We start from the raw sequence: 20,938 nt of genomic DNA, 5'->3' as shown, positions 1-20,938 counted from the left end.
TGTGGCAGCTATAACTTTTTGTAATGTAACGCTTTTCCAAAGGGGGCTGCGTCATAGCGCCGCTTTCAGGGCTCCCTGCAAGAGAAGCAAATCCTCCGGCAGAGCCGCCTCCCAGTGAAGAAGTTCTCCGGTCCTCGGGTGCTCCAATACCAGAAGATAGGCGTGCAGGGCCTGCCGTCCAAGGCTGTCCAGGGCGGCCTGCGATTCCGGCCCGAGCTGGTTCGCCTTGGTCTTGAAATGCGGGCCATAGATCGCGTCGCCCATCAGAGGGTGCCCGATATGAGCGAGGTGAACGCGGATCTGGTGGGTGCGGCCGGTCTCGAGCTCGCAGGCGAGCAGCGTCGCGATCGGCTTTCCGTCGCGCCCGGCAAAGCTCTCGAGGATCTCCCAATGGGTCACCGCCTCGCGGCCGCTCTGGCGCACCGCCATCTTCTCGCGCGCATATGGGTGGCGGTCGATCGGTGCATCGACGGTGCCGCGGTGCCGGCCGGGCACGCCCCAGGCAAAGGCCATGTAGCCGCGCCGCATCGGTCCGGTGCGGCCGTGATCGGCGAATTGCGCGGTGAGCGAGGCATGGGCGAGGTCGTTCTTGGCGACCACCATCAGCCCCGTCGTGTCCTTGTCCAGCCGGTGCACGATGCCGGGCCGGCGCACCCCGCCGATGCCCGACAGCGACGTTCCGCAATGGGCGATCAGCGCATTCACCAGCGTGCCGGTTTCGTGGCCGGCCGCGGGGTGCACCACCAGCCCCTTCGGCTTGTTGAGGACCACGATGTCGTCGTCCTCGAACACGATATCGAGCGCGATATCCTCACCCTTGGGCTCGGCGGGCGCTGCCTCCGGCACGTCGATTATGATCGTATCGCCGGAACTGACGTGATAAGCGGGGTCGCGGATCGCTGAGGCCTTGAGGGTCACCGCTCCCGCCAGAATCAGGGCTTTCAGCCTCGATCGCGACAGCTCGGTGAGATGCACCGCCAGCACGCGGTCGAGCCGGGTCGAGCCCTCGGAGCCTTCGACGACAACCTCCAACCTTTGCGCAGAGCCTGAGTTTTCCATGACGACGTCTGATACCGCTGTTCCCGAACCGAGCCCCGAGCAAGCCGCGCTGTTTGCGCGGGTGCGGCGGATGATGCTGATCGCGGGGTTGACCACGGCGCTGGCAATCTGCGCCGTCCTGATCGCGGTGGGCTACCGCCTTTTCAAGTCCGAGGGAAGGGCGCCCGAGCCGGTGGGCGACGTCACCGCCACCCTGCCGAAGGGCGCCAGGATCGTCTCGACCGGGGTTGCCGGCGACCGCCTCGTCGTTACCCTCGATGTCGGCGGGGTCATCGAGATCCGCACCTTCGACGCCCACACCCTGAAGCCGGCTGGAAAGCTGAAATTTGCCAATGAGCCGTAAAAGGCCCGCCCGGGTCCTTGCGGCGGACAAATTTCGAGGTTATTGGCTAGCCCGCACGCTCCCTTCGTCTAGCGGTTAGGACGCGGCCCTCTCAAGGCTGAAACAGGGGTTCGATTCCCCTAGGGAGCGCCATCCGGCTCCATCGAGCGTTGAACTTTCCGCTGTCCGCCGGTCCCAGCCTCTCGCCACAAAACGCGATCTAGGTCGTGGACTCATAAGCTCGGAGCCAAAGTCTCGTTGATGCCAGCAGAACGGCGGCGAGGAAGTTTCTAGCGAGTTTGTCGAAGCGCGTAGCGACGCGGCGGAAGTGTTTGAGTTTGCAGAAGAAGCGCTCGATCATATTGCGCTGGCGATAAAGACCCGGATCGACCGAGCGCTGAACTTTACGGTCCCGCTGGGTCGGGATGTGCGCCTCGCTGCCGCGCTGGCGAACCAGTTCGACGATGGCCTGAGCGTCGTAGCCGCGATCGGCAATGAGCGCGCGGGCCGGCGGCAGTCCCTCAAGCAGGGCTGCCACGGCGGCCTTGTCAGATGCCTGTCCGGCGGAGAGCACGATCCGCAATGGAAGGCCATTCTCATCCACGACGGCGTTGATCTTGGTGCTCAGTCCTCCACGAGAACGGCCAATGGCGTGATCCGGGCCCCCTTTTTACCGCCGGCTGCATGCTGGTGAGCGCGAATGATCGAAGAGTCTATGAGGTGCAGGGATCCGGGTGATTGCGCCGCAAGTGTCTCGAAAATCCGCAGCCAGACGCCAGCCTTCGACCAGCGGTTATAGCGATTATAGGCGGTCGTATAAGGCCCGTAGCGACTGGGCAGATCGCGCCAGGGCGAGCCCGTCCTCAAAACATAAAAGATCGCATTGATGATGCGTCGGTCGTCCACCCGTGCCACGCCCCGCGGTTTGTTGGGCAGCAGCGGTGCGATCAAACGCCACTCGGTCTCCGAAACATCGTACCGGGCCATGATCAAGGTCCTCCTGGGACCTTGAATCACGACAAACCCAAACGCTCAATGGTTATGGGTACAGAACCTAATCCCTGGGAGCCCACCGCAGCCGGTCGTCTCGAAGCAGGGCCGCAGCCGGGCTTCAGCCCCGCTTGTCTTCCTCTGCGATCACCAGCCTCGTCGCCCCGCGACGTGAGCGACAATTTTTTGCCTGTCGCGACCGAGGTGATCGCCGTCACAGCTGTCATCTGGCGTGCGCGCGCATCCTGCGCGTGCTTGCGGGATGGCCCGCATCACCAACTGGAGACGCCAATGAAAAATCCTGACGACGCCGGTTTTGAGAACCGCGAACTGTCCATCGAAGAACTCGACGCCATTGCCGGAGGCGGCGTCTGGGGCTGGATCAAGCATGAAGTTCATTCGGCTGCGAAGTGGGTCGGCGAACAATGGGGCAAAGGCATCGAAGCCCTGGGCAGTCTCGGCGGCGGCGGCCACATCAACATCACCGTCCACCGGCAGAACTGAGCGGACGGCTTGTCCGGCATGCGACCTCCGGGCCTTCGGGTCCGGAGGCTTGGACTGCTTGGTCAATCAACCGACGATTTCGATCTCATTCAGCGCACACCAGTCGCGCAACGCTTGCTCCGTGGCTTTCGCCTCGAACACATGCCAGCGATCGATCGCACCTCGTCTGGCGAGCAGCGCCTTGAATTTCGGATAGGCGCCCCGCTTGCTGAAGAAATAGCGGGCGTCGTCAAAATCGTTCGGCAGGAATTCGCGGGCAAAGTCGAGCACCAGCGGCTTGCCCAGGCCGAGTTCACGCTTGTCCGGGAGCGGAATGTACTTGTCCTCGTCGTCAATGTCCTCGGGCAGTTCGTCCTTCAACTCAGAGCCGTCAATGAAATCGGTTTGATAATGGATATTTCCGGTCTGCCTGCAGACGAACGCGCGAAATTCTCCCATGTCGCCATTGGTGTTGGCGAATTCGAAGGCTTAGGTGATGTCTCCGAAACTCACTGGCATGGGATCGTCGGTATTCGCGATTGCGTTGCTCTCAAACCGCTTCGTAAGTTGCAATCTTCCTGATCTGCGGCGCAAGCACATCTTCCGCCATTTCGAGGTCGAAGCGCGTCTGAATGTTCATCCAGAACGCTGCGCCGGTCTTGAAAAACTTGCCGAGCCGTAGCGCGGTGTCGGCTGTAACGGGCTTTTCCTCGCGCGCAATGCGTTCGATCCGGGTGCGCGGCACGTTCAGGGCGGCCGCGACCGCATAGGGCGTCAGCTTGAGCGGAACGAGAAATTCTTCGCGCAGGATTTCGCCAGGGTGAATCGGCGGAAGTTTCTTTGTCATCTGCAAACTCCTTTCAGTCGGTGGCGGTCGTCCGAGCTAGTGATAGTCCAGGATCTCGACGTCTTCGGGGCCTGTATCGGTCCATTTGAACACGATCCGCCATTGATCGTTGATCCGGATCGAGTACTTGCCCGCCAAATCTCCCTTGAGAGCTTCAAGACGATTGCCGGGAGGCGATTTCAGGGCATCGAGAACATCGGCGGCGTCCACCATGATCAGCTTTCGGCGTGCAACCTTCGCGATGGCTGCCGGGAAGCACTTAAGGATCGTATCGGGGGGACGAGAGGCACGTGACTCGGGCAGATCCTGCCGCGAGACTGCCGGTGTGGTCGCGCCTGCGCGCGTCGATCGTACCATGCCGATCAACAGAGGGTCCCACGATGGGCCCGACGCCCACCCGAAACAGAATCTCAACCCAAACCGCCTAGGCTGTCACGTCCTCATTCAACGGTTCTTTTGCATGAAATTGGTTCGATGCTTCTCGCTGCTGCTTCTTGTCCAGCTCTTCCCGGGATTTTCGGCCCGGGCGCAGGACAGCCAGATCGTCAAATTGTCGGCAAACATCGAATACCAGCGCATCGGCCGCTGGGATGCCGCTCAGCTGAACAAGATCCTCCAGGTCGATACCCCGGCCTTCGCCGGTATCACCGTAACCTATAGCCCGGCGCGAAATGCCGTCAGCCTCTATCGCGTGACCTACGCGTCCGTGGTGCCGGAGCGTGGCAACAAGCCGACGGTCACGTCCGGACTGGTGGCCGTTCCCGACGTCGAGGGGACGTCGTTTCCCATGGTGACGTACCAGCACGGCACGGTTTACGGGAAGCAGGAAGTCCCGTCGTTTCCCGAACAGTCACCGGAGACGCAACTGATGATCGCGCAGTTCGCAGGCCAGGGATATGTCGTGATCGGCGCCGACTATTTCGGGCTTGGCACGTCGACCGAGCCGGAAGGCTATATGGTCAAGGCGAGCCACCAGCAGGCGACCTACGACATGCTGATCGCAAGCCGCGCCGTGCTCGATCACCTCAAGCTCACCACGACAAAACTGTTTCTCGCCGGCTGGTCGCAAGGCGGGTTCGTGACCATGGCCATGCTCGAGAAGCTCGAGCAATCCGGCATCAAGGTCGACGCCGCCGCAACCGCGAGCGCGCCGGTCGACGCGTTCGTGGCGCTGAACGGCTTTCTCAGCTTCCCGCGCAAGAACGATGCGAGCTGGGTGAATTCGCTGTTCATACTGACGGCGTTCTCCTTCGAGAATTATTACGGCGTGCCAGGGCTCGCGCGCTCGCTGATCGCGGATGCCTATTACGACGTGTCGCGCAAGGCCTACATGCGCGAGCCTTTCAACGCCGCGGACGTGCCGACCGATCTGCACAAGCTGATCCGTGCCGACTATTTCGATCCGCAGTTCTTCGCAACTTCGGCCTACGGGCGGCTCGTCGCGCAGACACAGGCGTATCGCTGGCTCGTCAAGAGCCCGGTGCGCAACTATTACGGAGAGACCGACGAAGCGATCAGCGTCGGGCTCGGCCAGCTCGCCATGACCTACCAGCGCGCGATCGGCAGCGGCAACCCGGCCGTCGAAGCCGTCTCGACCGGTAGTACGAGCCATCGCGGCACCTTTGCGACGGCGGTGCCGAAATGGAAATCGTGGTTTGACGGGCTCTGACCGCGCGCGCGATTCCGCATGATGCGTCGGCATCAACGGCGGTAGTCGTTCCCCCCAAAATCTGCATCTATGCGCGCCGGGACGGTGCGCGATGCGGCCGGTCTCCGCTTCCAAAGCTGCTGCCGGGCCTTTGGAGGTTTTGGCAATAGCTTTTCGGAGTGACGATATGAGCGGTTTGGTGATCAGCGGCGGCCGGGTGGTGGATCCCGCGAGCGGGATGGACGCCGTTGGCGATGTGGCGGTGGTGGACGGCAGGATCGCTGCCGTCGGCACGGGCCTCGGCGGCGCCGAGCGGGTGATCGACGCGACCGGCCTCGTGGTCGCCCCTGGTTTCATCGATTTGCATGCCCACGGCCAGTCGATCCCGGCCGATCGCATGCAGGCGTTCGACGGCGTGACGACGACGCTCGATCTCGAGGCCGGCGTGCTGCCGGTCGGGTCGTGGTATGAGCGGCAGGCCAGGAAAGGCCGTGTGCTGAACTATGGGGCCGCCACCAACTGGGCCTTTGCGCGCATCGGCGCGATGACGGGCTCCAATGCGGAGAGCTCGCTGGAGGCGTTCGGCAACGCCATGCGCGACCGGCGCTGGATCGACAACGTGGCGAGTGATGCGGAGGTCGCCGGCATTCTCGAACGTCTCGAGCGCGGCCTGAACGAGGGCGGCATCGGCATCGGCATTTTGAACGCCTACGCGCCGGGCGCCGGCGTGCAGGAATTGACCGCGGTCTGCCAGCTCGCCGCAAAGCAGGACGTGCCGACCTTCACCCACGTCGCCTACATGTCGCGCGTCGACCCCGAGAGCGCGGCCGAAGCCTATATCCGCCTGATCGGCTATGCCGGCGCCACCGGCGCGCACATGCACATCTGCCATTTCAATTCGTCGAGCAAGACCGACATCGAGCGTTGCCGGGTGCTGATCGCGAAGGCGCAGGCGCAGGGCCTGCCCATCACGGTCGAGGCTTATCCTTACGGCACCGGCTCGACCGTGCTGGCCGCGGCCTTCTTCAGCGATCCTGAATTCGTCGAGCGCAACGGTACCGGCTATGATTCAGTGCAGCGCGTGACCGACGGCTACCGTTTCCACGACCGCGAAGAGCTGCTCAAGGCGCAGGCCGAGGAGCCGTCCTCGCTGGTGCTCTGGCACATCCTCGACACCGAGAACAACGCGCATCACCGCGACCTCCTCGACATGTCGGTGCTGTATCCCGGCGGGGCCATCGCCTCCGACGCGATGCCGTGGACCACGTCGGACGGCAAGACCTACACCGGTGACGCCTGGCCGCTGCCCGATGACGCCACGTCGCACCCGCGCTCGGCCGGCTGCTTCACGAAATTCATTCGCGAATGGGTGCGCGAGCGCAAGACCGTGTCGCTGCTGGAAGGCGTGCGCAAATGCGCGCTGATCCCGGCGGAGATCCTGTCGCAGAGCACGCCGGCGATGCGCGCCAAGGGAAGGCTCACGAAGGACGCCGATGCCGACATCGTCGTGTTCGACTACGAGAAGCTCAGCGACTGCGCGACCTTCACGGCGATGAACCGTCCGTCGGCGGGCGTGCGGCATCTGGTGGTCAGCGGCCAGCCGTTGATCAGCGACGGCATCCTCGATGTCGCGGCGCGGCCCGGAAAGCCCGTCCGCCGTCCCGTCGTCGAGGGTTGAGACATGCCGGTCCCCGTTGTCCTGGTGACGGGCTTTCTGGGGGCCGGCAAGACCACGGTCGTGAACCATCTGCTGGCGCATGCGGAAGGCCGCCGCATCGCCGCAATCGTCAACGACTTCGGTGCGATCAACATCGATGCGGAGCTGGTCGCGGGCGCCAGCGACGGCGTGGTGAGCCTTGCCAATGGCTGCATCTGCTGCTCTCTCGAAGGCGATCTGCTCCGCACGCTCTCGACGCTGCTGCGGCGCGATCCGAAGCCGGAATATATCGTCATCGAGACCAGCGGCGTCGCCGATCCCGCCGACATCGTCCGCAACCTGATGGACCCGGTGATCCTGCGCGAGGCGCCGCTGGAAACCGTGCTCTGCGTGATGGACGCGGGCACGCCGCCGGCCGCCCTGGACGACGCGCTGATGCGCTCGCAATTGCGCGTCGCCGACATCGTGGCGCTGAGCAAGCTGGATCTGGCGGAGGAGGGCGCGGGTGGGCGGCTGCGTGAAGCCATCCGCGCCCTGCGCGTCCCCGCCGTGGTGGTGGATGCGAAACACGGCGAGATCCCATCCGCGCTGCTGTTCCCTGCGACCGTCGATCGCGCGCCGACGCCGCGGGAGCCGGGGCCGAAACGCCCGGCGGAGGAGCGCTTCGAGACGCTGAGCTGGACCTCGGACCAGCCGCTCTCGTTGCCGCGCCTGCAGCAGGCCATCGGTCGGCTTGCGCCCAAGCTTGCGCGCGCGAAGGGCCTGTTCGAGACCGTCGAGCAGCCGGGACGCCTGATGGTGTTTCAATTCGCCGGCGGCCGCGCCACGCTCGCGCCCGGCGATGCGCCCGCCCCTGGCGTGCCGCGCGCGAGGATCGTCTTTATCGCCGAGCTCGGCGTGCTGTCGAAGGCCGAGCTCGACGGGGTCATGGAGACGTGCGTTGCAGGCTAAATCGACAGCGCGCGTCGCCTCATGCGAATTGCGCGATGCCGTGGCCGACGGACCAGTTCTCCGCGGGGGCGTCGAGCACGTTCACGAACACGTCTTCGGGGCGGATGCCCGGGTTTTCGCCGAGCAGGTCCGCGATCCGGCGGTATAGCGCCTTCTTCTGCTGCGCGGTGCGCGTCGCGAACACCGTGATCTGGATCAGCACGGCGTCCTCGCTGCGCTTGACGCCATAGGCATTGCCGCAACGGAAGTTTGCAGGCGAAAGCTCGCTGATGGTCATGAACTCGTCGCCTTCAGGCACGTTCAGCGCCTCGCGCATGGCGCGATAGAGGCCGTCGAGGATCGCCTGCCGGTAGGCTTCCGGCCTCCCGGCGCGCATCGAGATGTGAAGGAGAGGCATCGCGAGACCCTTTGCATGCTGTCCGGCCGGACAAGGCAAATCGCCCGCGCCGGCGGTTCAACCCATTGACGAAACGGGCTATCAAGCCCAATTAGTTTTTGACAGGATGTCTAGAAACCACGTTCTTGACGTCGTGTCAAATACTGCGAGCCAAAACCCTTCAAGCCAGGAAACGACATTGAGACCGCGCGAATTCGACCACGACGACGTCCTGCGCATCGCGTTCGAGCAGTTCTGGCGCAAGGGCGTGCGCGGCAGCTCGCTGTCGGATATCGCGCGCGACGCCGGTGTCCAACGCGGCAGCCTCTACAATGCCTTTGGCAGCAAGGAGGCGCTGTTCCTCCAGGCCTATGAACGCTACGCGGACGATTATCTCCTCGCCCTGCGAAAAGCGCTCGGTGCCGGCAGCTTGCGAAAACGTCTCACCGCGTTCTTCGACCTGACCATCACCAATTTTCGCTCCGGCACGCCACCCCGGGGATGTCCGACCACGCGCGGCCTGATGGAGCTCGGTGCGGTCGAAGGCGAGGGGCTGGACGAAGAGGCGCGTCGGACCTTCGCGAACCTGATCTCGCGCATCACCGCCCTGGTTCAGGACACGTTGTCGGCAGGCGCCGAACGCGGCGAATTCAGCGGCAACGCCGCAGCCGCAGCACTGCACATCATCACGGTGACGCGGGGCCTTGGGGTGCTCGAACGTGCCTATGGCGACGAGCCGCAGCTGCGCAAGATTGCCGCGCACACGATCGATCTCGTGCTCGGCAAGAAGGGTGGCTAGCAGACCGCGAGCGCGTTGACCGCCCGCGTCGTCGCAATCTCGTTCTCGTTGCCGACGAATTGGCAGACGACAGATTCGAGTTCACCCGGCTGCTTGCCGCGGGCGACCGCGAGCAGTCGCATCAATTCCGCCTCGTCCTTCGACAGGCGCCGGCAGGACGGCGGCATGAAGCAGAGATCGCATGGCCGGCCGCTGCGCAGGATCCTGACAAGCGCGGCCGCCCGCGCGACCAGCAGCGGGCTGTCGGCAATGCCGGGCGCCTCGTCGGCAAAGCGATAGGCCGCTTCCCAGCAATCGGAGGCGCCGGTCGCATAGGCGGCGCCGATGAAGCGGAACAGCGACAGCGCAACGCGGCAAAAATCATCGTAGTTCTCGACGCAGGGGCGCGTCGCAAGCGCGGCCTGGAGCGGACAGAGCCGCGACTTGCCGTCGTCTGGGACTGGCACAAAGCCGCACGCATCCTGCGTCATGAAGGATCTCGTCAGTGCAGGGTGGGGCTTCCGACCAGCCAGCTCTTCATCGCCATCGTCCGGCCATGGTCGAAAGACGGAACCTGCCGCTCGGGCAGGATGAGACCGGCCATGCGGAAGATCGTTGCAAGACCCCGGACCGGCGCCAGCGCCCAGTCGACGCCGACAGGCGGTAGCCAGCTCTCGAATTGCGCGCGCGCAACATCGATGCGGTCCTGCTGTGCCGCGGCGATGGCGTGCAGGATTCCGTGCTCGCTGTCCGACATCTTCGGACAGGTCGGGCAATGAACCTCGATGGCCGTATGCCCCGTGCAGGCAAAGATCTCGATGATGGAATCCAGTGAAGGCACGGCATCGCCGACGCGAAAATAATCATACACCTCCTGGATGTCGGCCGCCGTCGGAGCGGCGCCTCCGCTGCGGGCCTTCGCCCGAAATCCCCAGATGAACAATCGCTCCGCGGCGCTCAGCGCGGGGAGGTCGAGGGATTTGGCGTATGTCGATTGGTGCATGGAGCCTCTGCTCGCTGGCTGCGCTCACGACCCTGCTGGCGCAAAATTTCTGCGCCGATCGTTCCGCCAGAGGCTGATGCAAGTCAACGCTGGGAAGGCCGATATCGAGGTCTTCTAGATTTGGCAGCCACGTGAATGTCGACGAATTCTAAAGCCCGACGTGCAGCGCGGAGCGTCCGAGACGGGCGCGGGTCGTCGCAGGTTCTGTCGGCGGCCCGATCGCTGGCGGCCGACAGCGTCAGCCTGAAGCAGAAGGTGAGCGCGTTCATGACCACGTCCGCGCGGCCTGACGAGGCTGGACTTCCGCTCCGGAGCGCTGCATGAGAGCTGGGGCACGCCGGCCAAGGGAGCGCGCCGTCGCGAAGGTGGGTCTTGAATGTCATCGAACAGCGCCGCATCCTCCTGATCAATTCGAACAGTCTCGATGCGACCACCGCGATGATGGTCGCCATCGCGAAGTCCGTCGTTGCGGACGGCTTCGACGTCGTCGGCGCAACGGCGACGCGCGCGCCGAAGATGATCGTGTCGGCAGAGGCGCTGGAGGCGGCTGCACCTGAGGTCGAAGAGATTGCGCTGGCCCGCAGTGCCGGGTGCGACGGCATCATCGTTGCCGCGTTCGGCGATCCCGGTCTCGCCGGGATCAAGGCGGCATTGAGCTTGCCCGCGGTCGGCATCGGAGAGTCCGCAATGCTCGCGGCTGCGGAAGATGGCCGCCGCTTTGGCGTCGCGACCACGACGCCGCTGCTGGAAGCCAAGATCGATGCGCTGCCGGAAGCGCTGGGATTGCGATCGCGTTACACCGGCACGCGCTTTGCCGAGGGCGATGCGCAAGAGCTGATGCGCGATCCGGCGCGGCTGTGCGGAGCCCTCGCCGGTGCGGTTGAGGCCTGCATCGCGCAAGATGGCGCCGAGGCCGTCATCATCGGCGGTGGGCCGCTCGGCGAGGCCGCGCGCGAGCTGCAGCCGATGTTCACAGTCCCCGTCATCGCGCCGATCACGTCTGCCGTGGCGCGGATTATTCGCCTCATCAGGGCGCGCGAGGCCGTCTGATATTCCGGCCGACGGGAGCGGTCATCGCGTCCGGTATTCCCTCTCTTGACGGCTGCAGCCAAAGCGAAGATGCAGGACCATCGAACCTGCCACCCCCGTTCGGCTGCGGGCATGGAGATCGCTGCATGTCGTTCAAGAAACTCCTGATCGCCAACCGTGGCGAGATCGCCATCCGCATCGCACGCGCGGCGGCCGATGCAGGCATCGCGACGGTTGCGGTCCACCCCGCGGATGACGCGCTGTCGCTGCATGCTCGTGTTGCCGACGAGGCGGTCGAAATCCCCGGCCGCGGTGCGCGGGCCTATCTCGACATCGAGGCGGTGGTGAAGGCGGCCGGGAGTGCCGGCTGCGATGCCCTGCATCCCGGCTACGGCTTCCTCAGCGAGAACGCGGCATTCGCCAACGCCTGCGCGGAGGCGCGCATCGCCTTCGTCGGGCCGAAGGTGACGGCGCTCGAGCTGTTCGGCGACAAGGTCGCGGCGCGGCAATTGGCAAAGCGCTGCGGCGTGCCGATCATCGCCGGCACCAGCGGCCCGTCGAGCCTCGAGGAGATCACCGCATTCTTCGAATCCCTGGGCAAGGGCGCCGCGATCGTGATCAAGGCGATCGCCGGCGGCGGTGGCCGCGGCATGCGTGTCGTGGAGAACGTGGCCAATCTCGCCGAAGCCTATGCGCGCTGCCAGTCCGAAGCCAAGGCGGCATTCGGCTTCGACGGCGTCTATGCCGAGCGGCTGATCCGGCAGGCGCGCCACATCGAGGTGCAAATCATCGGCGACCGTCATGGCGCGATCTCCCATCTCTGGGAGCGTGAATGCACCATCCAGCGCCGGCACCAGAAGCTGATCGAGGTGGCGCCGAGCCCGTCCCTGAGCGAGTCCTTGCGCGGCCGCATCATCGAGGCGGCGAAGCAGCTCGCGGCTGCGGCGTCGTATGACAATCTCGGCACGTTTGAGTTCCTGGTCGACGGCACGGCCGAGGACAGCTTTGCGTTCATCGAGGCCAATCCCCGGCTCCAGGTCGAGCATACCGTGACGGAAGAAGTGCTTGGACTCGACCTCGTCCGTGCCCAGCTCGCGGTCGCATCAGGCGCGACGCTGGCCTCGCTCGGCCTCGCGCAGGGATCGATTCCGAAGCCGCGCGGCTATGCCATGCAGCTCCGCGTCAACATGGAGACGCTGGACGCTACGGGCGCGACGCATCCGACCGGTGGCGTGCTCGCATTGTTCGAGCCGCCATCGGGACCCGGCGTCCGCGTCGATAGTTTTGGCTATGCCGGCTACAAGACCAGCGCGGCGTTCGACTCGCTGCTGGCCAAGGTCGTCGTTCATACGCCGGGCGAGGCCTGGCATGACGTCGTAGCGAAAGCCTCGCGCGCCCTTCGCGAGTTCCGGATCGACGGCGTCGTCACCAACATTGCTTTCCTCCAGGCGGTGCTCGCGCATCCCGATTTCAGGACCAACCGCATCGCGACCGACTTCATCGATCGCAACATCGCAAAGCTCGTCGAGGCCGCCGATGGCGCGGCCAAGCCGCTGTATTTTGCCGCAACTGAGCGCAGCAGCGCTCACGTCACTGAGGCACACGTCGCGCAGGTGGTGCCGGAAGGCGCACTGATGGTCGCGGCGCCCTTGCAGGGGACCATCGTCACCATCCAGGTCAAGGAGGGCGAGATCGTGCGCCCCGGCCAGCAGCTCGCCGTGATCGAGTCCATGAAGATGGAGCATCTCGTCACGGCCGAGCAGGGCGGCCGCGTCATGAAGCTCGTCGCCGGCGACGGCGTCACCTTGATGCATGGCGAGCCGATCCTGTATCTGGAGCCGCTCGACGTCGCGGCCGACGCGTCGGCGGCGGAGGCAGAGATCGATCTCGACCACATCCGTCCTGATCTGGCTGAGCTGATCGCGCGCCAGGCCAATACGCTCGATGCCAATCGGCCGGCCTCGGTCGAGCGCCGCCGCAACACGAACCAGCGCACCGCGCGCGAAAATGTCGCCCAGCTCGTCGACGATGGCTCGTTCATGGAATATGGCAGCCTCGCCATCGCGGCGCAGCGCCGCCGGCGCAAGGTCGACGATCTCGTCAAGAACACGCCGGCCGATGGTCTCGTCATGGGCGTTGCCACGGTGAATGCCGATAAGTTTGGCGCTGAAAGCGGCCGCTGCATCGTCGTGGCCTATGACTACACCGTGCTCGCGGGCACGCAGGGCCACATGAACCACAAGAAGATCGACCGCATGCTGACGCTGGCGGAAGACTGGCGCGTGCCGCTGGTGTTTTATGCTGAGGGTGGTGGCGGCCGGCCCGGTGACACCGACCGGCTCGGCATGACCGGCCTCGACGGTCCGTCCTTCGTGCAGTTCGCACGGCTCTCCGGCCTGGTGCCTGTGATCGGTGTGGTCTCCGGCTATTGCTTTGCCGGCAACGCCGCGATGCTCGGCTGCTGCGACGTCATCATCGCCACCAGGAACGCCTCGATCGGCATGGGCGGCCCGGCGATGATCGAAGGCGGCGGGCTCGGCGTCTACCATCCAGCCGAGGTCGGCCCGGTCTCCTTCCAGTCGCCCAACGGCGTCATCGACATCCTCGTCGAGGATGAGGCGGAGGCGACGTCCGTCGCGCAAAAATATCTGTCCTATTTCCAGGGCGCGGTGACGGAGTGGCAGGCCGCCGACCAGCGCCTGCTTCGCCGCGCGATCCCCGAGAACCGTCTGCGCGTCTACGACATCCGCAGCGTGATCGACCTCCTCGCGGACAAGGACAGCGTGCTGGAGCTGCGCCGGGAGTTCGGCGTCGGCATGGTCACTGCGCTGATCCGGATCGAGGGCAGGCCGTTCGGCCTGATCGCCAACAATCCGCGCCATCTCGGCGGCGCGATCGATGCCGATGCCGGCGACAAGGCCGCGCGCTTCCTGCAGCTCTGCGACGCCTTCGACCTGCCCATCGTCTCGCTCTGCGACACGCCCGGCTTCATGGTCGGTCCCGAAGCCGAGAAGACCGCGATCGTGCGCCACGTCTCGCGCATGTTCGTCACCGGTGCGAGCCTTACCGTGCCGCTGTTCGGCATCGTGCTGCGCAAGGGCTATGGTCTCGGCGCGCAGTCGATGATCGGCGGCGGCTTCCACGCCTCGTTCTTCACCGCGGCCTGGCCGACCGGCGAGTTCGGTGGCATGGGCCTGGAGGGTTATGTCCGGCTCGGCTTCCGCAAGGAGATGGAGGCGATCGCCGACCCCGAGGAGCGTGAGACCTACTACCGCAACAAGGTCGCCGAGCTCTACGCGAACGGCAAGGCGGTCTCGATCGCCTCGGTGTTCGAGATCGACAATGTCATCGACCCCTCCGAGACGCGGCGCTGGATCATGGCGGGGCTGCGCTCCGTGCCGAAGCCACCGGCGCGGACGGAGAAGAAGCGGCCCTGTATCGATACTTGGTGAGGCAGGTCAGGCGCTGACGACCGTGCCGGCCTGAGCGAGGCTCTCAGCATAGGCGGACAGTTGCTTGGCATAGGCCGACGCTGCTGCGTCGCCGGATGGGGCGTTGCCGTCCTGATGGGTCGCGGCGGCGCCGAGGCCACTTAGCAGCTTGCTGAGTTCCTCTGCGGCGCTGAGCAGGCTCTTCAGCGCGTCGTCGCTGCTTTCGCCATCGCTCGGCGTGTGACTGAGATCGAACTTGGCGCCATTCGGCAATTCGACGTGAATGAAGTCGATGGCCACGCGCTTGCCGGATTCGCTCGTGGTTCCCGTCGTCGGGGCCGGGCTGGCGTGGCTGTCGGCCGGAGGGGTTGGCGCTGATGAGGACGAGTCGGACGAGGCCGTATCGGTGAGCGCAGTCAGGGTCGAAGCGTCGAGCAGATCGTGTCCCGCCCCCCGGATGCGCTGGTTGAAGGCTACGCCTCGATCATTTGTTGCGGTGGCGCCGTCCTTCGACTGCTGATCCGAGGTCCTGGCAATGTCTCCAGCCATCGGCCGGGGCGATGGACCGACAACACTCAGGGGCGAGGGGGTGTGACTGGCGATGCCGATACTCATGACGAAACTCCTGCTCTGGAGGCATTCCGAACCGCCTGAAGGGCGATGCGGCGCAATGGAAGCAAGCCCCAGGCCATTTCCATGATGATCGTCATTTCAAAGAGTTGCAGGGCGTTTCGGGACGTCTCCGGACCGCACCAGGGTGAGATTCTGCCGGGGTGGCCGGCAGATCCTGCCGAGGGCGTCGGCCGCAGGCGGGGCCCTGACCGCTTCCCGATTGACATCCCCGCCCGTGGTGCCAGACTTTGCACAATAATACAGGGTGGAGACGTCCGCGATGGCCAGCCTTTCGGCCTCGAACCATGTCGCCCGTGTCTTGTCGGTCGCCAATCGGGTTACAGACCGCTTGGCCGACGTCGATGCCACGTCGCGCATCGCCAATTCCTGGCGGCGGTGCGTCATCAGCCACAAGCTCGATCCCGCCCGCCAGGGCCCGCCACAGACGTTGACTGAGGCCGAAATCCGCCATGTCGCCGAGCCCATGGAGGAGACGATCAGGTTCGTCACGCCCGAGCTCGATGATCTCGCCCGCGTGCTGCGCGACGCCGGCTATTGCGTCAATCTGGCTGATGCGAACGCGACCATGCTGTTCAGCCGTCTGCCGGGCGAGGCCGACGCGAGACTGTTCATGGACTGGAAGATCTACACCGGCTCGAACTTCGCCGAGGCTTTCGAAGGCACCAACGGGCTAGGCACCGCGCTGGCCGAGCAGAAGCCGATCCTGGTGCATCGCGACGAGCATTTTCGCGCGCAGTGGCACATGTTCTCCTGCGCCGTGGCGCCGCTGTTCGACCAGGCGGGCCGGCTCGCCGGCGCCGTCAACATCACTTCATGCCGCGAGGATCTCGAACGTACCGCGCACCAGCTCGCGCTCGCGGTGACCATGGAGGCGACCCGGCGGATGGAGGGCGCGATCTTCCGCGGTCATTTCCGTAACGCCTGGATCGCCACCGTACCGGGGGATGGCGGCAGTGGCCTGCTCGCCTATGACGACGACCGCCGCATCGTCGGCGCCTGCCGCTCGGCGCGGGCGCTCCTGGGCCTCACTGACGGCCTGATCGCATCCGGCATCGATCTGTCGCGCTACGTCAAGTTCGACCATCACGCCGCGCGTGGCGCGGACGAGACTGTCGAGCTGCGCCGTGCCGATGGCCGCGCATTGGGGCGGGGACATGTCGCGCCGCCGCTGCGCGCAAGATCACCTGCGCCGCGTCGTGACGCGCCTGTCGATCGCTACGACGCGATGCACCGGCTTGCCGGCCGCGATCCCGGCCTGGTCAAAAGCGTCAAACGGCTGCGAAGCATCGGCGATCACAATCTGCCGGTGCTGCTGCACGGCGAGACCGGCGTCGGCAAGGACGTATTCGCACGCGCCATTCACGCCGCCAGCAGCCGCGCCCGCAACAACTACGTCGCGCTGAACTGCGCAGCGATGCCGGAGAGCCTGATCGACGCCGAGCTGTTCGGCTACGAGGCGGGCGCCTTCACCGGCGCGCGGCGCGACGGTTCGAAGGGCCTGATCGTGCAGGCCGACGGCGGCACGCTGTTCCTTGACGAGATCGGCGACATGCCGATCGCGCTGCAGACGCGTCTCTTGCGCGTACTGGAGAACCGCGAGGTCTGGCCGCTCGGTGCGCTCAAGCCGGTGCCTGTGGACATCCGCCTGATCAGCGCCACCCACCGCGATCTCGGTCGCATGGCCGAAGAGGGCGCTTTCCGCGCCGACCTCTATTTTCGTCTGCGCGGCATGGAGGTACGATTGCCGAGCTTGCGCGAGCGCGCCGATCGCGACGACATCATTCGCCAGATCGCGCGCGAGGAGGCGCCGGACTGCCGCCTGTCTAACGAGGCGTGGGTGTTGCTCTCGGCCTATCCCTATCCCGGCAATATGCGCCAGCTCCGCCATGTGCTGCGGCTTGCCGGCTGCACGGCGGAGGGCGGCGTCATCGTGGATGCAGATCTTGATCTACCACCATTCGGCGGCCGAACGCCGGAGCCGGATCTCGCTGCAGCCGAGCGCGCGACGATCGTCGAGGCGCTGCGCAAGCATGGCGGCCGGGTGACGGAAGCGGCGCGTGCGTTGAAGCTCAGCCGCGCGACGCTGTATCGGAAGATCAAGCAACTGAAGATCGAGACGACGCAGTAGGCGCTCTTTCTTTCGCCTCTCCCCGCGTGCGGGGAGAGGGAACGTACCGCCGCCGCTCCTTACGAAAAATCGCTCCAGCTCAGATGCCGCGAATCGCGGTCGCCGACCGTCACGGTGCCGCGGATTTCGTGGGGGACGTGGAAGCTGCTGCGCAGATACACGAGCGGCGAAGCCCCGTCGAAATGCGACACGCCGCGAACCTCGCCGACGAAGATCGAATGTGTCCTGGTCTCAAACTCCTGCGCCAGCGCGCAGTCGAATGCCGCCACCGCATCCGTCAACACCGGCGCGCCGGTCGCGCCGCGCGTCCATTGGCCGAAAGCAAAACGGTCATCGCCGTTGACGCCTTTCTGGCCGCTGAAGGTCAGCGCCAGCGCCGCGTGGTCCTCGTGCAGGAAGTTGATCGCAAACGCTCCTTCCTCGCGGATGCGCGCATGCGCGCTGGCGTTGCGGTTGACGCAGACGATCAGCGACGGCGGATTGTCCGACAGCGAACAGGCCGACGTGACCGTCAGTCCCGTGCGCTTGCCGTGTTCGGCGCCCACCGTGACCAGTGCGACCGCGCCGGCGCATTGGCGCATCGCCTGCTTGAATTCCTTCGCGTCCACGCTCACGCCAAAAATCTCCGAAATGAATGCGGGTGCGGCACGATCGCGCCGCACCCGCTGTCGGTCAAGCTGCCTTCTTCGCGGAGCCGAGATGCTTCAGGCGCGGCATCACTTCGTTCTTGAGCAGCGAGAGCGAGTGGTGCCAGGCTTCCGGCTTGTGCTTGTAGTCGAAGCCGAACACGCAGAGCACGCCGAAGCCGCCGACCTCGTCGTAGATCTTCTCGATCTTCTCGGCGACGGTTGCCGGCGAGCCGACGATCCAGTTCCGTTTGGCGCAATATTCGACGGTGACGTCGCTATCGGGCACGTCGGGCGCGTGCTTCAGATAGTCCTTGAAGCCGAAATGGCCCAGCAGCGGCAGGAAATACTCGCCCATCATCCGGCCCATCATGTCCCCGGTCGAGAGCTTCCAGGCCTCCTCGTCGGTGTCGGCCACGAACACCTCGCGCACCAGGCGCCAATCCGCGCGGTTCGGCTTGCGCCCGGTCTTGGCGGCGCCGATCTCGACCGAGTCCCAATGGCTGCCGACATAGGCCGGGTTGAGGTTGAGGCTCATCGGGATGAAGCCGCGCTCGCCGGCAAGCTTCAGCGTGTCCGAGTTCTTCGACAGGCCGGCGACGCCGATCGGCGGATGTGGTGTCTGCAATGGCTTGATGTGCGGCTTGAGGAAGTCGAACATCGTGTCCGGCTTGGAGACCGTCCAGAACTTGCCCTTGTAGGTCCAGGGCGCGGGATCGCTCCACATCTTCAGGATGATCTCCAGTGCCTCGCGGGTCATGTCGCGGTTCTGCCCGCTCATGCCGTCGACGTTGAACATCGCCCAGTCGCTCGGCAGGCCGGATGCGGCGACGCCGAAATTGAGCCGGCCTTCGGAGAGGTGGTCGAGCATGGCGACGCGGTTGGCGAGCTCGGCCGGGTGATGGTAGGGCAGCAGGAACCCGCCCGGCCCGATGCGGATATTCTTGGTCTGCATCAGCGCCTGCGCGATCAGCAGGTCGGGGGTGGGATTGGGTTCCCAGGGCGCGGTGTGGTGCTCGCCGATCCAGGCTTCCTGATAGCCGAGCTCGTCGAGCCAGCGCAGGACCTGCAGGTCCCAGTCGTGTCCTTCCTTCAGGCCGCACTCCGGCGGATGCGAAGGCATCGTGAAATAGCCGATCTCCATGGGTTTCCTCATCTGATGTTGACGCGTCTTGCTGCGCGGTTCACGGACGTGAGCGGAGGCAATTCAGCAAGCGCTGTGCCAGCGCGGCGGGCGGCTCAGACCTGCGAGAAAGCGCTGGTTTGCGGCGGCAATTGCCGATATTCCGGGGCGGATTTGCAAGACGCCGTCTCATTGTCGCGAGACGGCGTCTTGCCGGTGAGACGAGGACACACGTCGAGATGACCGAACCCGCCTATGTCGCGGTGGACTGGGGCACCAGCAGCTTTCGGCTGTGGCTGGTCGATCGCGCCGGCCAGGTGCTGGCGGCGCGACGCAGCGACGAAGGCATGCTGGCCGCGGCCAAGGTGGGTTTTGCCGGCGTGCTGCAGTCGCATCTGGCGGCCGTCGAGGCTCCCGTCGGGCTGCCGGTTCTCATCTGCGGCATGGCCGGCGCCAAGACCGGCTGGGTCGAGGCCGGCTATGTCGACACGCCGGCGCCGCTCGCTGCGGTCCTGAAGCAGGCCGCGCGCGTGCCCGGCGAGGCGCGCGAAATCCGCATCCTGCCTGGCATCGCGCAGCGCGACGCCAACGCACCTGACGTGATGCGCGGCGAGGAGACGCAACTGCTCGGTGCGCTCGGTCTCGATGCCGCCGGCGAAGCGCTGGTCTGCATGCCCGGCACGCATTCGAAATGGGTGCGGGTGAAGGACGGCACCGTCGAGCATTTCTCCACCTTCATGACCGGCGAGCTCTTCAGCGTGGTCTCGCGCGAGACGATCCTGTCGCTCGCGGTCGCCGGCGCCGATGACGCCGAGGATGTCTCGAGCTTCAAGGCGGCGGTGAGAGCCGCGTATGATGCGCCGGCCTTCGCGGCCAACCTGTTGTTCGGCGCGCGATCGCGGCAGCTCCTGTTCGGCGGCACCCCGGCCGCCGCGCGCGAAACGCTGTCAGGCACGTTGATCGGTGTCGAGCTGGCGGCGGGGCTTTCGGGCACGGTGCCGAAAGCCGGCATCACCCTGATTGCATCGGGGCGGCTTGCGGCGTTGTACCGGCTCGCCTTCGACGCGGTGTCGGTGGCCGTGAATCCGATCGATGCTGATGAAGCCGTCCGCCGCGGCCTGTCGATGGCGGCGGCCGCGATCTGGACGACATAGAAGGACACCGAAGATGAGCGTTCCCTTTCCGCCGATGAAGCGACCGCTGGTCGCGATCCTGCGCGGCGTCAAGCCAGATGAGACCGAGGCCATCGTCGGCGTGCTGATCGAGGCCGGCATGACCGCGATCGAGATTCCCCTGAACTCGCCCGATCCGTTCCGCTCGATTGCGACCGCCGTGAGGCTGGCGCCATCAGGCGTGCTGATCGGCGCAGGCACCGTGCTGACCACCTCGGATGTCGATCGCCTCAATGACGTCGGCGGCAAGCTGATGGTCTCGCCGAATGTGGATACGCAGGTGCTGACGCGGGCACATCAATACGCCATGGTGACGTTGCCGGGCGTGTTCTCGCCGACCGAAGCGCTGCTCGCGGCGCGCTCCGGCGCCTCTGGCCTGAAGTTCTTCCCGGCCAGCGTGCTCGGCGCCTCGGGCATCGCCGCGATCCGCGCCGTGCTGCCACCAGGCGTGCTGATCGCCGCCGTCGGCGGCGTCTCCGACCAGAATTTTGCGGAGTACATCAAGGGCGGCGTGACTGCGTTCGGGCTGGGCTCCAGTCTCTACAAGCCCGGCATGTCGGCCGCCGATGTCGCGGCGCGCGCCAGGGTGACGATCGCGGCCTACGATCGGGCGATTGCGAAAGACTGAGCCGGCAATAAACAAGATGCAGTCACGGTCGCGCGTTATCCTATCTTGGGTGAC

Annotated in this window: 22 protein-coding genes and 1 tRNA gene; 12 read left to right on the top strand and 11 right to left on the bottom strand. The window is 65.4% G+C overall.

The genetic code is table 11. The annotated features are described in order from the left end of the window. Positions 1–51: 51 nt before the first annotated feature. Complete coding sequence (locus WHZ77_RS27995) at positions 52–1,059, bottom strand: RluA family pseudouridine synthase (protein WP_375310908.1); 1,008 nt, start codon at positions 1,057–1,059, stop codon at positions 52–54. On the opposite strand from WHZ77_RS27995, the gene WHZ77_RS27990 reads away from it, so the two are divergent. Together WHZ77_RS27990 and WHZ77_RS27985 are read left to right on the top strand one after the other, a co-directional pair. After that, entirely contained in the window at positions 1,058–1,402 is a 345-nt protein-coding gene (locus WHZ77_RS27990; RefSeq protein ID WP_375310907.1) for a hypothetical protein, read from the top strand. The two genes, WHZ77_RS27995 and WHZ77_RS27990, sit on opposite strands and share 2 nt — an antisense overlap. A 57-nt stretch (positions 1,403–1,459) precedes the next feature. Beyond that, positions 1,460–1,534, top strand: a tRNA-Glu gene (locus tag WHZ77_RS27985). A 67-nt stretch (positions 1,535–1,601) separates the two neighbouring features. Here WHZ77_RS27985 and WHZ77_RS27980 read toward each other — a convergent pair. Further along, positions 1,602–2,368, bottom strand: a protein-coding gene (locus WHZ77_RS27980; RefSeq protein WP_339026611.1) for an IS5 family transposase whose coding sequence is annotated in 2 segments (ribosomal slippage) — positions 1,602–2,044 and positions 2,044–2,368 — 768 coding nt in all. Because the reading frame shifts where the segments join, the coding sequence is not laid out codon by codon here. A gap of 294 nt (positions 2,369–2,662) precedes the next feature. Here WHZ77_RS27980 and WHZ77_RS27975 point away from each other — a divergent pair. Continuing rightward, positions 2,663–2,875, top strand: a complete 213-nt coding sequence (locus WHZ77_RS27975; RefSeq protein WP_375310906.1) for a hypothetical protein — start codon at positions 2,663–2,665, stop codon at positions 2,873–2,875. A gap of 66 nt (positions 2,876–2,941) precedes the next feature. Here the strand turns inward: WHZ77_RS27975 and WHZ77_RS27970 are convergent, their stop codons facing one another. From WHZ77_RS27970 to WHZ77_RS27960, 3 genes are all read right to left on the bottom strand, one after another. Continuing rightward, entirely contained in the window at positions 2,942–3,313 is a 372-nt protein-coding gene (locus tag WHZ77_RS27970) for a hypothetical protein (protein WP_375310905.1), read from the bottom strand. A gap of 91 nt (positions 3,314–3,404) precedes the next feature. Beyond that, positions 3,405–3,701 (bottom strand): HigA family addiction module antitoxin, encoded by a 297-nt coding sequence (locus tag WHZ77_RS27965; RefSeq protein ID WP_375310904.1) that lies wholly within the window; start codon positions 3,699–3,701, stop codon positions 3,405–3,407. A gap of 36 nt (positions 3,702–3,737) precedes the next feature. Further along, positions 3,738–4,058 (bottom strand): type II toxin-antitoxin system RelE/ParE family toxin, encoded by a 321-nt coding sequence (locus WHZ77_RS27960; protein WP_375314828.1) that lies wholly within the window; start codon positions 4,056–4,058, stop codon positions 3,738–3,740. A 103-nt stretch (positions 4,059–4,161) separates the two neighbouring features. Between WHZ77_RS27960 and WHZ77_RS27955 the strand changes: the two genes are divergently transcribed. The 3 genes from WHZ77_RS27955 to WHZ77_RS27945 all read left to right on the top strand — a co-directional run bounded on the left by WHZ77_RS27955 (position 4,162) and on the right by WHZ77_RS27945 (position 7,957). Further along, positions 4,162–5,370: an alpha/beta hydrolase family protein gene (locus WHZ77_RS27955; protein WP_375310903.1), complete on the top strand. Its 1,209-nt coding sequence runs from the start codon at positions 4,162–4,164 to the stop codon at positions 5,368–5,370. A 166-nt stretch (positions 5,371–5,536) separates the two neighbouring features. Continuing rightward, positions 5,537–7,027: an amidohydrolase family protein gene (locus WHZ77_RS27950; protein WP_375310902.1), complete on the top strand. Its 1,491-nt coding sequence runs from the start codon at positions 5,537–5,539 to the stop codon at positions 7,025–7,027. A gap of 3 nt (positions 7,028–7,030) precedes the next feature. Then, entirely contained in the window at positions 7,031–7,957 is a 927-nt protein-coding gene (locus WHZ77_RS27945; RefSeq protein WP_375310901.1) for a CobW family GTP-binding protein, read from the top strand. A gap of 19 nt (positions 7,958–7,976) precedes the next feature. Here the strand turns inward: WHZ77_RS27945 and WHZ77_RS27940 are convergent, their stop codons facing one another. Beyond that, positions 7,977–8,354 carry a tautomerase family protein gene (locus WHZ77_RS27940; protein WP_375310900.1) on the bottom strand — a complete coding sequence of 126 codons (378 nt, stop codon included), beginning with the start codon at positions 8,352–8,354 and terminating at the stop codon, positions 7,977–7,979. A gap of 178 nt (positions 8,355–8,532) precedes the next feature. On the opposite strand from WHZ77_RS27940, the gene WHZ77_RS27935 reads away from it, so the two are divergent. Next, complete coding sequence (locus WHZ77_RS27935) at positions 8,533–9,132, top strand: TetR/AcrR family transcriptional regulator (protein ID WP_375310899.1); 600 nt, start codon at positions 8,533–8,535, stop codon at positions 9,130–9,132. Here WHZ77_RS27935 and WHZ77_RS27930 read toward each other — a convergent pair. Both WHZ77_RS27930 and WHZ77_RS27925 read right to left on the bottom strand, forming a co-directional pair. Beyond that, a complete protein-coding gene (locus WHZ77_RS27930; RefSeq protein ID WP_375310898.1) occupies positions 9,129–9,602 on the bottom strand; it encodes a hypothetical protein in 474 nt (157 codons plus the stop codon). The genes WHZ77_RS27935 and WHZ77_RS27930 overlap by 4 nt on opposite strands. An 11-nt stretch (positions 9,603–9,613) precedes the next feature. Further along, on the bottom strand, positions 9,614–10,114 hold the full coding sequence (locus WHZ77_RS27925; protein WP_375310897.1) for a hypothetical protein: 501 nt from the start codon (positions 10,112–10,114) through the stop codon (positions 9,614–9,616). Positions 10,115–10,552: 438 nt separating this feature from the next. Between WHZ77_RS27925 and WHZ77_RS27920 the strand changes: the two genes are divergently transcribed. Then, on the top strand, positions 10,553–11,164 hold the full coding sequence (locus tag WHZ77_RS27920) for an aspartate/glutamate racemase family protein (protein ID WP_375314827.1): 612 nt from the start codon (positions 10,553–10,555) through the stop codon (positions 11,162–11,164). A gap of 125 nt (positions 11,165–11,289) precedes the next feature. Then, positions 11,290–14,595, top strand: coding sequence for a carboxyl transferase domain-containing protein (locus WHZ77_RS27915; RefSeq protein ID WP_375310896.1), 3,306 nt, complete (start codon positions 11,290–11,292; stop codon positions 14,593–14,595). Positions 14,596–14,601: 6 nt separating this feature from the next. On the opposite strand, the gene WHZ77_RS27910 is transcribed toward WHZ77_RS27915, so the two are convergent. Continuing rightward, positions 14,602–15,189 (bottom strand): hypothetical protein, encoded by a 588-nt coding sequence (locus WHZ77_RS27910; protein WP_375310895.1) that lies wholly within the window; start codon positions 15,187–15,189, stop codon positions 14,602–14,604. A gap of 277 nt (positions 15,190–15,466) precedes the next feature. Between WHZ77_RS27910 and WHZ77_RS27905 the strand changes: the two genes are divergently transcribed. Continuing rightward, positions 15,467–17,335, top strand: coding sequence for a sigma-54-dependent Fis family transcriptional regulator (locus tag WHZ77_RS27905; RefSeq protein WP_375310894.1), 1,869 nt, complete (start codon positions 15,467–15,469; stop codon positions 17,333–17,335). Positions 17,336–17,394: 59 nt separating this feature from the next. Here WHZ77_RS27905 and WHZ77_RS27900 read toward each other — a convergent pair whose 3' ends face one another. Together WHZ77_RS27900 and WHZ77_RS27895 are read right to left on the bottom strand one after the other, a co-directional pair. Next, complete coding sequence (locus WHZ77_RS27900) at positions 17,395–17,949, bottom strand: flavin reductase family protein (protein ID WP_375310893.1); 555 nt, start codon at positions 17,947–17,949, stop codon at positions 17,395–17,397. A 58-nt stretch (positions 17,950–18,007) separates the two neighbouring features. Continuing rightward, positions 18,008–19,105, bottom strand: coding sequence for an LLM class flavin-dependent oxidoreductase (locus tag WHZ77_RS27895; RefSeq protein WP_375314826.1), 1,098 nt, complete (start codon positions 19,103–19,105; stop codon positions 18,008–18,010). Positions 19,106–19,323: 218 nt separating this feature from the next. Here WHZ77_RS27895 and WHZ77_RS27890 point away from each other — a divergent pair, with 218 nt between their 5' ends. Then, the gene (locus WHZ77_RS27890) at positions 19,324–20,238 is read left to right on the top strand and encodes a 2-dehydro-3-deoxygalactonokinase (protein WP_375310892.1); all 915 of its coding nucleotides are present in this window, start codon (positions 19,324–19,326) and stop codon (positions 20,236–20,238) included. Between the two features lie 13 nt (positions 20,239–20,251). Further along, positions 20,252–20,884, top strand: a complete 633-nt coding sequence (locus WHZ77_RS27885; RefSeq protein ID WP_375310891.1) for a 2-dehydro-3-deoxy-6-phosphogalactonate aldolase — start codon at positions 20,252–20,254, stop codon at positions 20,882–20,884. Positions 20,885–20,938 lie beyond the last annotated feature (54 nt).

Source organism: Bradyrhizobium sp. A5, assembly GCF_042076515.1.
GTDB lineage: Bacteria > Pseudomonadota > Alphaproteobacteria > Rhizobiales > Xanthobacteraceae > Bradyrhizobium > Bradyrhizobium cosmicum.
This window is presented reverse-complemented; position numbering and strand designations above follow the sequence as displayed.